This window comes from Streptococcus sanguinis (genome assembly GCF_050223295.1).
GTDB lineage: Bacteria > Bacillota > Bacilli > Lactobacillales > Streptococcaceae > Streptococcus > Streptococcus sanguinis_X.
This window is the reverse complement of the sequence record NZ_CP071424.1, coordinates 1,257,615-1,272,381: the sequence shown is the minus strand read 5'-3', so window position 1 is coordinate 1,272,381 and position 14,767 is coordinate 1,257,615. Positions and strand designations below refer to the sequence as shown.

Genomic DNA, 14,767 nt, shown 5'->3' with positions numbered 1-14,767 from the left:
GCTCCTGAGGTAGAGAGTATCACTTTAGGATTCACCCGCTTAAATTTTAGAAATATGTTAAAATAGTTAAGGATATAAAATTTTATCAATGATATTCGTTGAAAGGATAAATTATGGCAACGATTCAATGGTTTCCGGGGCATATGTCTAAGGCACGGAGACAGGTACAGGAAAATATTAAGTTTGTTGATTTTGTGACGATATTGGTTGATGCGAGACTTCCTTTATCCAGTCAAAATCCTATGCTGACTAAGATTGTGGGGGATAAGCCCAAGCTTTTGATTTTAAACAAGGCTGATTTAGCTGACCCTGTTCGTATTAAGGAATGGCAGAGATATTTTGAAAGCCAAGGGATTCCGACCTTATCTATTAATTCCAAAGAGCAATCTGCTGTTAAAAAAGTGACAGACGCAGCTAAAAAGCTTATGGCTGATAAATTGGCGCGACAGAAAGAAAGAGGAATTCGCATCGAAACCCTGCGTACCATGATAATTGGTATTCCCAATGCTGGTAAATCAACCCTCATGAATCGCTTGGCTGGTAAGAAAATTGCTGTTGTAGGGAATAAGCCAGGTGTGACCAAGGGTCAGCAATGGCTCAAGTCAAATAAAGACCTGGAAATTTTGGATACGCCAGGTATTCTCTGGCCTAAGTTTGAAGATGAGACGGTTGCTCTCAAGCTTGCCCTGACTGGTGCTATTAAGGATAATCTGCTGCCTATGGATGAGGTGACGATTTTTGGCCTCAATTACTTTAAGGAGCATTATCCTGAGGAGCTGATAGCACGCTTCAAGCAGCTGGATCTAAGCCAGGAAGCACCAGACATGATTATGGATATGACCAAAAAACTCGGCTTTCGCGATGACTATGACCGTTTTTACAGCCTTTTTGTCAAAGATGTCCGCGATGGCAAGTTAGGTCGTTATTGCCTGGACACGGTTGGAGAACTAGATGGCAACGATTAAAGAAATTCAGCAACGTTTAGAGTTAGTGACAGATTTGGCTGATCCTTTTCTGGCAGAAGCGGCGAATGATTTGCGCAGCGGAGTTCAAAAGGCGATTGAAAAGCGTAAAAGAGTCATTCAGGCGGAGTTGGACGAGGATTTGCGTCTGGAGCAGATGCTACGGTATGAAAAAGAACTTTATCAAGCCGGCTATCAGACGATTGCTGGGATTGATGAAGTCGGCCGCGGTCCTCTAGCTGGACCAGTTGTCGCTGCAGCAGTTATCTTACCTCCAGGATGTAAGATTAAGGGCCTTAACGACAGCAAGAAGATACCCAAGAAAAAACATCAAGAAATCTATCAGGCAGTTCTAGATAAAGCTTTGGCGGTCGGTATTGGCCTGATGAACAGCGAGATTATTGACCAAGTCAATATATACGAAGCGACCAAGCTTGCTATGAAAGAGGCTTTGTCTAAGCTTTCTCTCAAGCCAGATTATCTGCTGATTGATGCTATGAAGTTAGATATTGATATCCCGCAAGAGTCCATCATCAAAGGAGATGCCAATTCTCTATCTATCGCGGCAGCCAGTATTGTGGCTAAGGTCACTCGGGATAAGCTGATGGCAGACTACGACAAGGAATATCCTGGTTATGATTTTGCGCAAAATGCCGGTTATGGGACTAAGAGCCATTTGCAGGGCTTGGAGAGACACGGCGTAACTCCTATTCATCGCAAGACATTTGAACCCGTAAAATCAATGTGTGAATAAGCACGAAGAGGTGAGGCATGCTAATCAGTAAAATCTTAAACAATAATGTGGTGATTTCTGAAGAGGATCAAGAAGAAGTTATTCTAATGGGACGAGGACTGGCCTTTGGTCGAAAAGTTGGCCAGGAGATTCCAGATGAGCTGATTGAGAAAAGGTATGTCTTGTCAGAAAATAGACGCCAGCTTCTGATGGAGTTGCCAGCAGAGGTCATGGAAATGTCGGATAAGATTATTTCTTTCGCAAGGGAGAAACTGCAGAAGAAGCTCAAAGACACTGCTTTTCTGGCGATGGCAGATCATATCCACGGAGTCTTGCTGCGCTTGGAAGATGATATTTATCTCAAGAATTTCCTCATGTGGGATATTAAACGCTTTTTTCCTATCGAGTTTGAGGTTGGTCAGTATGCAAAATAGCTTTTGAGCGCTTATGTCAGCAAGGAACTTCCAGATGATGAAGCAGCATTTATGGCGCTGACCTTGGTCAATGCAGAGTTGGAAAATGGCGATGGAACTGCGCGTGATTTGACTATGATGATGGAGGAAATCATGACCATTGTCAAGTACAGTTTGGAAATTTCTTTAGATGAAGAAGATATCTACCTAGAGCGCTTCATGACCCATCTGAAATTTTTCTGTGAGCGAGTCCTGACTGATAATGGCCACCGTGACTTGGAGGACAATGAAATGTTTGACTTACTTAAATGTAAGTATCCCTTGGCTTATGAAACCACTAGGAAGATTGCTGAATTTTTAAAGCAAACCAGAAATTACCAAACATCAGAGGATGAACAACTTTACCTGACCATCCATTTGTAACGCATGAAAAGGAGGATGCCATGCAAAGCGAATACGAAAAAATGATTGCTGGAGAGATTTACCGACCACAAGACGAAGATTTAAGAAAAATTAGAGCCCGATCCAAAGAATTTCAATATCGTTTTAACCAAGAGCAAGACAGCGACAAGAGAAGTGCTATTATCAAAGAATGGTTTGGCAGCACAGGGGAGAATCTTGCTATGAAGCCAGATTTGGTTTGCGACTACGGAATTAACATTCATTTAGGAGAAAATTTTTATTCTAACTGGAATCTGACTATGCTGGACGTTTGCCCGATTCGCATCGGAGACAATGCCCTGCTCGGTCCTAATTGCCAGTTTCTGACGCCTCTTCATCCGCTTGATCCAGTGGAAAGAAATTCCGGAATTGAGTACGGAGCCCCAATCACTATTGGTAATAACTTTTGGGCTGGCGGAGGTGTGACAATTCTGCCAGGCGTGACACTAGGAGATAATGTGGTAGTCGGAGCAGGAGCGGTTGTGACCAAGTCTTTTGGTGATAATGTAGTCTTGGCTGGCAATCCTGCTAAGATTATTAAGGAAATCCCTGTTCATAAAGAATAAAAGATGTGTTAAAGGTGATAGGCATAGAAACCAGCTATTGACAACATCAAATTAAATAAAATCGTAAAGAAGGAACTGTACTGCAGTTCTTTTTTTGAACTTTTTTACGAATAAGAAAGTGAGGTGAAAAAATGAATAATTTTGAGATTTATAAAATGAAAAAAGCTGGTTTGACTAATCATCAGGTTTTAAATGTTTTGAGATACGCCGAGAGTAAAGATGGCAAGCTTTCTCTGCGAGATAAGGCTGTCGTATCTGAGTGCCGCAATCCTGCACTCTTTATAGAGAAATACAAGAGGCTTGATTTACCAGCTTTGAAGGAAGAATTTGAACTTTTTCCGTCCTTTTCTATCTTGGATGATATTTATCCTTGGGATTTATGTGAAATTTACGATGCCCCGACTTTGTTATTTTATCAGGGAAATCTAGAACTACTAGAATTGCCAAAAGCTGCGGTCGTTGGCAGTCGAGACAGCAGTAAGCAAGGAAATGCCTCTGTACAAAAGATTGTCAAGGAGCTAAATAATGAATTGGTTATCGTCAGTGGCCTAGCTCGTGGAATAGATACAGCGGCTCATATGGCTGCCCTGCAAAACGGGGGGCAGACGATTGCTGTCATCGGAACTGGATTAGATGTCTTTTATCCCAAGGCCAACAAAAAATTACAAGCTTACATTGGCAAAAATCATTTGTTGCTGACAGAGTATGGTCCAGGTGAACAGCCCTTGAAATTTCATTTTCCAGAGCGGAATCGTATCATCGCTGGTCTCTGTCGTGGCGTCATTGTGGCAGAAGCTAAGATGCGCTCAGGCAGCCTGATTACCTGTGAGCGAGCCATGGAAGAAGGGCGGGATGTCTTTGCTATTCCGGGGACAATTTTAGATGGAAAATCTGACGGTTGCCATCATTTGATTCAAGAGGGTGCAAAGTGCATTACATCAGGCTCTGACGTCCTTTCTGAGTTTGATTTTTAAAACAAGTTTTCCTATAAGAAAAGTTAGCAGTTGACATCTATCAAAAAATAGTTTAAACTCTATGAGATTTATTTCTTATAGAAGGTGTCTAAATTGGTAACAAAAACAAAGAAAAAGTCTACGACAAAGAAAAATCTTGTCATCGTAGAGTCGCCTGCCAAGGCAAAAACAATAGAAAAATATCTGGGACGAAACTACAAGGTTCTGGCCAGTGTCGGGCATATTCGTGACCTGAAAAAGTCTACTATGTCCATTGATTTTGAGAACAACTATGAGCCGCAATACATTAATATTCGTGGTAAAGGTCCCTTGATTAATGACTTGAAAAAAGAAGCGAAGAAAGCTAAGCAAGTCTTTCTGGCAAGTGACCCGGACCGCGAAGGAGAAGCTATTTCTTGGCATCTGGCTCACATTCTGAATCTGGATGAGAAAGAAAAAAACCGTGTCGTCTTTAATGAAATTACCAAAGATGCGGTCAAGAATGCATTTAAAGAGCCCCGCCAGATTGATATGGATCTGGTCGATGCACAGCAGGCTCGTCGAGTTTTGGACCGCTTGGTTGGTTATTCTATTTCTCCTATTCTCTGGAAGAAAGTCAAAAAAGGCCTGTCAGCTGGTCGGGTGCAGTCTGTCGCGCTCAAGCTGATTATCGACCGGGAAAATGAAATCAATGCCTTCAAACCAGAAGAATACTGGACTATTGACGGAACCTTCAAGAAAGGAACCCGTCAGTTTCAGGCCAGCTTTTATGGTATGAATGGTAAAAAGATGAAGCTGACCAACAACGATGATGTCAAAGAAGTTCTGTCTCACCTCAAGGGTGATGACTTTACAGTCGACAGTGTCGAAAAGAAAGAGCGTCGACGCAATGCCCCGCTGCCCTACACGACTTCCTCTATGCAGCAGGATGCTGCTAATAAGATTAATTTCCGGACTCGTAAGACCATGATGGTGGCTCAGCAGCTCTATGAGGGGATTAATATCGGTTCTGGCGTACAAGGTCTTATTACCTATATGCGTACCGACTCGACTCGTATCAGTCCAGTAGCGCAGAATGAAGCAGCAAGCTTTATCACGGATAAATTTGGTGCTAAATATTCTAAACATGGCAGTAAGGCTAAGAACGCTTCTGGCGCTCAAGATGCACACGAGGCCATTCGTCCTTCCAGCGTTTTCAATACTCCAGAAAGCATCGCAAAGTATTTGGACAAGGATCAGCTTAAGCTCTATACGCTGATTTGGAACCGTTTTGTAGCCAGCCAAATGACAGCAGCTGTCTTTGACACTATGAACGTTAAGCTAGGGCAAAATGGTGTCCAATTTGCTGCCAACGGCAGTCAGGTCAAGTTTGATGGCTATCTGGCTATTTACAACGACTCTGACAAGAATAAAATGCTGCCAGATATGGAAAAAGGTGATACAGTCAAACGCGTCAATACCAATCCAGAACAGCACTTTACCCAGCCACCTGCTCGTTATTCTGAAGCGACTCTCATCAAGACTTTAGAAGAAAACGGTGTTGGTCGGCCGTCTACCTATGCACCGACCATTGAGACTATTCAGAAACGCTACTATGTTAAGCTGGTTTCCAAGCGTTTTGAGCCGACGGAACTAGGTGAGATTGTCAATTCACTAATTGTCGAATTCTTCCCAGGTATCGTAAATGTGAAATTTACAGCCGAAATGGAAGCAAAACTGGATGATGTAGAAGTCGGAAAAGAACAGTGGCAGAAGGTCATTGACGAATTTTATCGACCTTTTGAAAAGGAAGTCGCTAAGGCCGAGACTGAAATGGAGAAAATCCAAATCAAGGATGAACCAGCTGGTTTTGATTGTGAGATTTGTGGCAGTCCCATGGTCATCAAGCTGGGTAGATTTGGCAAGTTCTACGCCTGCAGCAATTTCCCAGACTGTCGTCACACTCAGGCTATTGTCAAGGAAATTGGCGTGACTTGCCCGCAGTGTCAGAAAGGTCAAGTTATTGAGCGTAAGACTAAGCGAAATCGCATTTTCTATGGCTGTGATCGTTATCCAGACTGTGATTTCACATCTTGGGACAAGCCAGTCGGTCGGAACTGTCCAAAATGTGACCATTATCTGATTGAAAAGAAAGTTCGTGGTGGCGGCAAGCAAGTGGTCTGCAGTAATGGAGATTACGAAGAAGAAAAAGTGAAATAGATACTTTTACATAATTTATATTATGTGAAACATTTTTCTGAAGAAGAGGTGCAGCTTTATGACAGATAAATTTGCAGAATTTCTAAAAATCGCGTTTCAACTGAATAAGATAGGAATTGTTCCAATTCTGATGGGCTCTCTAGGTCTGGAGCAAGTTACTGGACAAGACTGGCAAGCGCGGGATATTGATATTCATGTTCATGGTGATAAACGTGGCTGGGAAGCACCAGATGAAGATCGTATTTACGATATGGACAAGATTGAGCCTATGATGGAGAGCTTGGGCTATCGCTTGGTCGATTTGCACGAGCATGAATTTCAAAAAGAAGATCTATCTATTGAGTTTGGAGCCATGGAAACCTTAGAGGCTTTTTCAGGTGTGCCAATAGTGGAGCTTTCTCGAAAAGAAGTAGAAGGTGTTGAGTTTCTACTGCCAACTGCAGAGCAATTTTTAGCTATCTACCGCGCCTCTTCACAAGATTCTTATCGAAATGAAAATAACAATCATAAGGATTTTGCTAAGATTGCTTACTTAGAAAAAATGACAAAATGATGGATAGACGGGAATTCTCCTGTCTGTCTTTTTTACTATCTTTTTGTTATAATGGTCAGAGTGAAAATCTAGAAATATCCAAGGGAGAGTATCATGTCATCATCCTATATCAATGTTATCGGTGCTGGTCTGGCTGGCAGTGAAGTAGCTTACCAGATTGCCAAGCGTGGCATCCCAGTCAAACTCTATGAAATGCGGGGTGTTAAGTCAACGCCTCAACACAAGACTGCAGACTTTGCAGAACTGGTCTGTTCAAACTCTCTGCGAGGAGATGCGCTGACCAATGCAGTCGGTCTGCTCAAGGAAGAAATGCGGCGGTTGGACTCAGTTATCTTAAAGTCAGCAGAGGCAACTCGGGTGCCAGCAGGTGGTGCTCTAGCGGTTGATAGAGAAGGCTTTTCGCAGCTGGTGACGGAGCTAGTGACTAACCATCCATTGATTGAGGTCATTCGCGAAGAAATCACTGAAATTCCTGAAGATGCCATCACAGTCATTGCGACAGGGCCCTTGACCAGTGATGCTTTAGCAGAAAAAATTCACGCGCTCAATGGAGGAGACGGTTTTTATTTCTACGACGCAGCAGCGCCAATTATTGATGTCAATACCATTGATATGACTAAGGTCTATCTCAAATCCCGCTATGATAAGGGGGAAGCAGCTTACCTTAATGCTCCCATGACCAAGCAAGAATTTATGGATTTCCATGATGCTTTGGTCAATGCCGAAGAAGCACCGCTTAATTCCTTTGAAAAAGAAAAATACTTTGAAGGCTGCATGCCTATTGAAGTTATGTCCAAGCGAGGCATTAAAACCATGCTTTATGGTCCGATGAAGCCGGTTGGGTTAGAATATCCAGATGACTATCAAGGTCCTCGCGACGGAGACTTTAAGACGCCATATGCTGTGGTGCAACTCCGGCAGGATAATGCAGCAGGTAGTCTTTACAATATCGTTGGCTTCCAAACTCATCTCAAGTGGGGCGAGCAAAAGCGGGTCTTTCAAATGATTCCTGGCCTTGAGAATGCAGAATTTGTCCGCTACGGAGTCATGCACCGAAACTCTTATATGGACTCTCCAAATCTGCTTGAACAGACTTTCCGCTCTAAGAAACAGCCAAATCTTTTCTTTGCGGGTCAAATGACTGGAGTTGAAGGCTATGTTGAGTCAGCGGCTTCTGGTTTGGTTGCTGGTATCAACGCTGCTCGACTCTTCAAAGGAGAAGAAGCACTTGTTTTTCCAGAAACAACAGCTATTGGAAGCCTGCCACATTATGTTACCCATGCTGACAGCAAGCATTTCCAACCCATGAATGTCAATTTTGGCATTATCAAAGAACTGGACGGCCCTCGGATTCGTGATAAGAAGGAGCGCTATGAGAAAATTGCTGAGCGCGCCTTGCAGGATTTACAGCCTTATTTGGATAAATAATCTATTTTCTATCATTATCTAATAAAAATCATTAAAAAGTTAGGAATTTCCTAACTTTTTTGCTTAATTTGTGATATAATAAATAAAAATTTTGAAAATAGAAAGTTTTCTGAAAATGAATAAATCCTATTTTTACCTTGAAATGAAAACACATGAGTTGGTCGTTCCTTATACCAAACAGAAACGTCGTGTTCGCGTCTTACTTCCAAAGAACTATAGTCAGGACACAAATAAGTCGTATCCCGTCGTTTATTTTCACGACGGTCAAAATGTTCTCTATAGCAAGGAGTCTTTCAGTGGCCATTCGTGGAAGGTTATTCCGACAATCAAGCGTAATCCAGATATTGAAAAAATGATTGTCGTGGCTATTGACAACGATGGCCAACGGCGCATGAATGAATATTCAGCTTGGAAGTTCCAAGAGTCCAATATTCCAGGCATTCAGTTCGGTGGCAAGGGAACGGAGTATGCGGAGTTTGTCATGGAAGTCGTCAAACCTTTCATTGACCAGCATTATCGGACCAAGTCGGATCGGCTGCATACAGCTATGATTGGTTCCTCTCTTGGAGGAAATATCAGTCAGTTTATCGGTGTTGAATACCAAGATCAAATTGGCTGTCTGGGCATCTTTTCATCGGCTAATTGGCTGCATCAGGAAGCTTTTGACCGTTATATTGAGAGAAAGACACTTCAGGCTGACCAGCGAGTTTTCATTTATGTTGGGACAGAAGAGGCTGATGATACGGATAAGACATTGATGGCTGGCAACATCAAGCAGGCCTATATTGATTCATCGCTCAGCTATTTCCGACAGTTACTTGTATCTGGGGTAGATTTGGCAAATATTCAGATTAAGATCCAGTCTGGAGCTATTCATAATGAAATCGCTTGGGCAGAGCACTTGCCAGACTGTTTCCGTTTTATCAGCGAGAAATGGTAATCTAGTCAAACAGTGAGAAAGAGGTAGAAACTATGCATGTAGAATTTTTAAGTCATTGGAGCGGCAATCTAGGTCGTGAAATGTATATCAATCGCTATGGCCATGCCGGGCTCCCGATTATAGTCTTCGCATCATCAGGCGGCAGCCACAATGAGTATGCTGACTTCGGCATGATTGAGGCCTGCGCAGGTTTTATTGAGGCCGGTAAGATCCAGTTTTTTACTCTCAGCAGTGTTGATAGTGAAAGTTGGTTGGCGGACTGGAAGCATCCTCACGACCGCGCAGAAATGCATCGTGCCTATGAACGTTATGTCATCGAAGAGGCGATTCCGTTTGTCAAGCATAAGACGGGTTGGTTTGACCCTATGATGACGACAGGCTGCTCCATGGGAGCTTATCATGCTGTTAATTTCTTCCTGCAGCATCCAGATGTTTTCAATAAAGTGATTGCCCTTAGTGGTGTCTATGATGCACGTTTCTTTGTTGGTGACAATTTGAACGACGAAGTCATTTATCAAAACTCTCCAGCAGACTATATTTGGAACCAAAATGATGGCTGGTTTATTGACCGCTATCGACAGGCTGATATTATCATTTGTACTGGCTTGGGCGATTGGGAGCAGGACGGTCTGCCTTCCTTCTACACGCTGAAAGAAGCTTTTGAGCATAAGAATATTCCAGCTTGGTTTGCTGAATGGGGCCATGATGTTTCCCATGACTGGATTTGGTGGCGTAAGCAAATGCCTTATTTCCTCAATGAACTCAATCTTTAAAGGAGGTTTCCTATGAATTATATCGTTATTTCTCCCTATTATCCACAAAATTTTCAGCAGTTTACAGTGGAGCTGGCTAACAAAGGAATCACTGTTCTGGGAATCGGTCAGGAGCCTTATGACCAGCTAGATCAGCCTTTGAAGGATTCATTGACCGAATATTTCAGAGTAGAAAATCTTGAAAATCTTGACGAAGTAAAAAGAGCTGTGGCCTTTCTCTTCTACAAGCATGGACCTATTGATCGGATTGAGTCTCATAATGAATACTGGCTGGAACTGGATGCTGAGTTGCGCGAGCAATTCAATGTCTTTGGAGCAAAACCAAAAGACTTGAAAAAGACCAAGTTCAAATCAGAAATGAAGAAACTCTTTAAAAAAGCAGGCGTTCCAGTGGTACCTGGTCAGATTGTCAATACAGAAGCAGGCGCTGATTTGGCTGTCAAGAAACTTGGTCTGCCTTTGATTGCCAAGCCTGATAACGGAGTGGGAGCAGCTGCGACCTTTAAGCTAGAAACAGCAGAAGATGTCGAACGGTTCAAGCAAGAATGGGATCATCAGACAGCTTATTTCTTTGAAAAGTTTGTCCAGTCTGGCGAAATCTGTACTTTTGACGGTTTGGTAGATAAGGACGGTCAGATCGTCTTTGCAACCACCTTTGATTATGCTCATACGCCGCTTGATTTGATGATGTATAAGATGGACAATTCCTACTACGTCCTCAAGGATATGGATCCAAAACTGCGTGCCTATGGAGAAGCGATTGTCAAAATCTTCGGCATGAAAGAACGCTTTTTCCATATTGAGTTCTTCCGCGAGGGTGATGATTATGTAGCCATTGAGTACAATAACCGTCCAGCAGGTGGCTTTACCATTGATGTCTATAATTTCGCCCACTCAATCGATCTTTACAGAGGCTATGCAGCGATTGTAGCAGGAGAGCCTTTCCCAGCTGCCCACATGGAGCCGCTGTATTGTTTGGCAACATCACGCCGTGCATCAACGAACTATGCTTACCCTGAGGCTGACTTGCTGGAGAAATACAGAGATAATTTCAAAGTTAAGAAAGACATGCCAGCTGCATTTGCGGAGCTGCAAGGTGATTACCTCTATATGCTGACAACACCAAGCCGTGAGCAGATGGAGCAGATGATTGCAGACTTTGCTAAACAGGCAGACTAATCGGAGTCGTGCTCTGCTATTATTTTCGTATAACAGTTTCAAAGTAGTAAAAACTACTCTAGCACAAAAAGTTTGTGAAATTTCTATTTTGGCATCGAAAACCAGTTTATCCAATGGATTGACTGGTTTTTCTTTGTGAAATGTAAGTGAGCAAAAGTTTTGACAGTGCTTACAGCTTTAGATAGAATTAAATAGAAGAATTATGCTTAGAAAGGCAAAAAAATGGCAACTTTAGATAAAAATCTTTTGTTAGAGATGTTCCGTAAGATGGAAGAAATCCGTCGCATGGACTTAAAAATTGCTCAACTTGTAAAAAAAGGAAAGGTTCCTGGGATGACTCACTTCTCAGTAGGTGAGGAAGCAGCCAATGTCGGTGCTATGCTGGCCTTAAATGAGGATGATTTGCTGACTTCTAATCACCGGGGACACGGTCAAGCTATCGCCAAAGGAATCAACCTCAATGAAATGATGGCGGAAATCCTAGGAAAATACACTGGGACCTGTAAAGGAAAAGGCGGTTCTATGCACATTGCTGACCTAGATGCCGGAAATCTTGGCGCTAACGGTATCGTAGGTGGCGGCATGGGAATTGCTGTCGGAGCAGCTCTGACCCAGCAAATGCAGAAAACGGGTAAGATTGTTGTCTGCTTCTTTGGTGACGGTGCTACCAACGAAGGCGTCTTCCACGAAGCTGTCAACATGGCTTCTATCTGGAATCTACCAGTAATTTTCTATTGTATCAATAACGGCTATGGTATTTCTGCCGACATCAAGAAAATGACCAATGTAGAGCACATCCACGAGCGCAGCGCAGCTTATGGTATTCCTGGTATGTTCATCGAAGATGGAAATAATGTTCTAGATGTTTATAAAGGCTTCCAAAAAGCTGTAGAGCACGTTCGCAGCGGTAAAGGACCTGTCTTGATTGAAAGTGTGACTTATCGTTGGTTGGGACACTCGTCTTCTGACCCAGGTAAATACCGTACTCGTGAAGAAGTAGAAGAATGGAAGAAAAAAGATCCAATCGAAAATCTTCGTAAATATTTGCTTGAAAACAAAATTGCAAGCGAGGAAGAGCTGGAAGCAATCCAAACCGGAGTCAAAAAAGCAGTAGAAGCATCTGTAAAGTTTGCAGAAGAAAGTCCATTCCCACCGCTTGAATCTGCCTTTGAAGATATTTACGCAGACTAAAGAGAGGAGAAAAAGAAAATGGAAACTAAAACTATGTCTTTTCGTGACACCATTATCCTCGCTATGTCTGAGGAAATGCGTCGCGATAAAAATGTACTCTTGATGGGAGAAGATGTCGGAGTCTTTGGTGGAGATTTCGGAACATCAGTTGGTATGCTGGAAGAGTTCGGGCCAGAACGTGTACGTGACTGTCCGATTTCAGAAGCAGCCATATCGGGAGCAGCAGCTGGAGCAGCTATGACAGGGCTGCGTCCAATCGTAGACATGACCTTTATGGACTTCTCTGTAATTGCCATGGATGCTATTGTTAACCAAGCTGCTAAAACTCGCTATATGTTTGGCGGAAAAGGTCAAGTGCCAATGACTGTCCGTTGTGCGGCGGGTAATGGAGTTGGTTCTGCTGCTCAACACTCGCAGTCTTTGGAATCTTGGTTTACCCACATTCCAGGGCTTAAGGTGGTAGCTCCAGGAACGCCGGCTGATATGAAGGGGCTCCTTAAGGCTTCTATCCGTGACAATAACCCGGTCATTATCCTGGAATACAAGTCTGAATTTAACCAAAAAGGCGAGGTGCCACTGGATCCTGAGTATGTAATCCCGCTTGGCGTGGGCGAAATCAAAAAAGAAGGTACCGATGTAACAGTTGTTACCTACGGAAAAATGCTTCGCCGTGTCATGCAGGCAGCTGAAGAATTAGCAGAAGAAGGTATCTCTGTAGAAGTGGTTGACCCACGTACATTGGTGCCGCTCGATAAGGATATTATCATCAATTCTGTTAAGAAGACTGGAAAGGTTGTTTTGGTTAATGATGCTCACAAAACTAGCGGTTTCATTGGTGAAATTTCGGCGATTATTTCTGAGTCTGAAGCATTTGACTATCTAGATGCGCCAATCCGCCGTTGTGCAGGTGAAGATGTGCCAATGCCTTATGCACAAAACTTGGAAAATGCGATGATTCCGACCGTTGAAAGCATCAAAGACGCTATTCGGAAGACATATCACAAAGAATAAGGTATAATAAAGAAAAGGCTTTCTTACGAATTAGATTACATAAATTATTTTATGTAATCTAATCTTGTGTAGAGGGTTAATGAGGTTTAGAATTTTCTAATTGCAGAAAATCGTTATTCGGTTGAGTATTAGTAAGTCTACTAGGTTGGACGCAGATAGCGACAACCCTAGTAACTTGAGATACGTTTCGTATCCAAGTTACTTGTAGAGTTGAACACGGGCTAGAGTCTGTGTGAAAAATAAACTTTTCTGGAAACTAAAATTTCTTCGTTAAGTTTTCTATTTTCACTTTGATTTTTTTACGCCCTTAGTATCATAATTAGAATTGGAGAGGTCATGGCTGATGATAAGCTAAGAGCGACTCCTGCGGCTAGAAAGTTAGCGGATGATTTGGGAATCAACCTCTATGATGTTTCTGGCTCAGGCGCAAACGGTCGTGTCCACAAAGAAGACGTGGAAACTTATAAAGATACAAACGTGGTGCGCATTTCACCACTGGCAAAACGAATTGCCCAAGAACACAATATTGCTTGGCAAGAGATTCAAGGAACTGGCCATCGTGGCAAGATTATGAAGAAAGATGTTCTTGCTTTCTTGCCTGAGAATGTTGAGAGCGATACAATCAAATCTCCTGCTCAAATTGAAAAAGCGGAAGAAGTGCCTGATAATGTCACTCCTTATGGTGAGATTGAGCGTATCCCAATGACGCCGATGCGAAAGGTCATTGCTCAGCGGATGGTAGAATCTTACCTGACGGCGCCAACATTCACCCTTAACTATGATGTTGATATGACAGAAATGCTGGCCTTGCGTAAAAAAGTGCTGGAACCAATCATGGAAGCAACTGGCAAAAAAGTAACTGTCACAGACCTGCTTTCGCTGGCTGTTGTGAAGACACTGATGAAGCATCCTTACCTCAATTCGACCTTGACAGAGGATGGCAAGACCATTATCACACACAACTATGTCAACCTTTCAATGGCAGTCGGTATGGATAATGGCCTGATGACACCAGTTGTCTATAATGCAGAAAAAATGAGCCTATCAGAGCTTGTAGTAGCCTTTAAAGATGTTATCGGACGTACTTTGGAAGGCAAGTTAGCTCCAAGCGAGCTGCAAAACTCAACTTTCACAATCAGTAACTTGGGTATGTTTGGCGTTCAGTCCTTTGGGCCCATCATCAACCAGCCTAACTCTGCTATCTTAGGTGTGAGCTCAACAGTGGAAAAACCTGTCGTTGTTAATGGCGAAATTGTTATCCGTCCAATTATGAGTCTTGGCTTGACCATTGACCACCGTGTAGTTGACGGAATGGCTGGAGCTAAGTTTATGAAGGACTTGAAGGCTTTGATTGAAGACCCAATTTCAATGTTGGTATAAGATTTTCTTTGCTAGTTTAAAAAGTAAAGAAACGAAACACTCAGC

Annotated in this window: 13 protein-coding genes and 1 pseudogene; all 14 read left to right on the top strand. The window is 42.8% G+C overall.

Going from position 1 to position 14,767, the window contains the following annotated elements:
- Window positions 1-113: 113 nt before the first annotated feature.
- Entirely contained in the window at window positions 114-965 is an 852-nt protein-coding gene (gene ylqF, locus J1C77_RS06170; RefSeq protein WP_002921176.1) for a ribosome biogenesis GTPase YlqF, read from the top strand.
- Complete coding sequence (locus J1C77_RS06165; RefSeq protein WP_002921178.1) at window positions 952-1,716, top strand: ribonuclease HII; 765 nt, start codon at window positions 952-954, stop codon at window positions 1,714-1,716. Before ylqF ends, J1C77_RS06165 begins: the two co-directional genes overlap by 14 nt.
- 17 nt (window positions 1,717-1,733) lie before the next feature.
- Window positions 1,734-2,531: pseudogene (locus J1C77_RS06160) on the top strand (PRD domain-containing protein).
- Between the two features lie 20 nt (window positions 2,532-2,551).
- Window positions 2,552-3,115, top strand: a complete 564-nt coding sequence (locus tag J1C77_RS06155; RefSeq protein WP_002921185.1) for a sugar O-acetyltransferase — start codon at window positions 2,552-2,554, stop codon at window positions 3,113-3,115.
- Window positions 3,116-3,246: 131 nt separating this feature from the next.
- A complete protein-coding gene (dprA, locus tag J1C77_RS06150) occupies window positions 3,247-4,089 on the top strand; it encodes a DNA-processing protein DprA (protein WP_002921187.1) in 843 nt (280 codons plus the stop codon).
- A gap of 84 nt (window positions 4,090-4,173) precedes the next feature.
- Window positions 4,174-6,267: a type I DNA topoisomerase gene (gene topA, locus J1C77_RS06145; RefSeq protein WP_002921190.1), complete on the top strand. Its 2,094-nt coding sequence runs from the start codon at window positions 4,174-4,176 to the stop codon at window positions 6,265-6,267.
- A 58-nt stretch (window positions 6,268-6,325) separates the two neighbouring features.
- Window positions 6,326-6,820, top strand: a complete 495-nt coding sequence (locus J1C77_RS06140) for a hypothetical protein (RefSeq protein ID WP_002921193.1) — start codon at window positions 6,326-6,328, stop codon at window positions 6,818-6,820.
- A 93-nt stretch (window positions 6,821-6,913) separates the two neighbouring features.
- The gene (gene trmFO / locus J1C77_RS06135; protein WP_002921194.1) at window positions 6,914-8,248 is read left to right on the top strand and encodes a methylenetetrahydrofolate--tRNA-(uracil(54)-C(5))-methyltransferase (FADH(2)-oxidizing) TrmFO; all 1,335 of its coding nucleotides are present in this window, start codon (window positions 6,914-6,916) and stop codon (window positions 8,246-8,248) included.
- Window positions 8,249-8,363: 115 nt separating this feature from the next.
- Window positions 8,364-9,188 carry an alpha/beta hydrolase gene (locus J1C77_RS06130; RefSeq protein WP_002921197.1) on the top strand — a complete coding sequence of 275 codons (825 nt, stop codon included), beginning with the start codon at window positions 8,364-8,366 and terminating at the stop codon, window positions 9,186-9,188.
- A 32-nt stretch (window positions 9,189-9,220) separates the two neighbouring features.
- Entirely contained in the window at window positions 9,221-9,961 is a 741-nt protein-coding gene (locus tag J1C77_RS06125; protein WP_002921199.1) for an esterase family protein, read from the top strand.
- Between the two features lie 12 nt (window positions 9,962-9,973).
- A complete protein-coding gene (locus J1C77_RS06120) occupies window positions 9,974-11,140 on the top strand; it encodes an ATP-grasp domain-containing protein (RefSeq protein WP_002921202.1) in 1,167 nt (388 codons plus the stop codon).
- 222 nt (window positions 11,141-11,362) lie between these two features.
- Window positions 11,363-12,331 (top strand): thiamine pyrophosphate-dependent dehydrogenase E1 component subunit alpha, encoded by a 969-nt coding sequence (locus J1C77_RS06115; RefSeq protein ID WP_002921205.1) that lies wholly within the window; start codon window positions 11,363-11,365, stop codon window positions 12,329-12,331.
- A gap of 18 nt (window positions 12,332-12,349) precedes the next feature.
- On the top strand, window positions 12,350-13,342 hold the full coding sequence (locus tag J1C77_RS06110) for an alpha-ketoacid dehydrogenase subunit beta (protein ID WP_002921206.1): 993 nt from the start codon (window positions 12,350-12,352) through the stop codon (window positions 13,340-13,342).
- A gap of 336 nt (window positions 13,343-13,678) precedes the next feature.
- Window positions 13,679-14,722: a dihydrolipoamide acetyltransferase gene (locus J1C77_RS06105; RefSeq protein ID WP_002921207.1), complete on the top strand. Its 1,044-nt coding sequence runs from the start codon at window positions 13,679-13,681 to the stop codon at window positions 14,720-14,722.
- Window positions 14,723-14,767 lie beyond the last annotated feature (45 nt).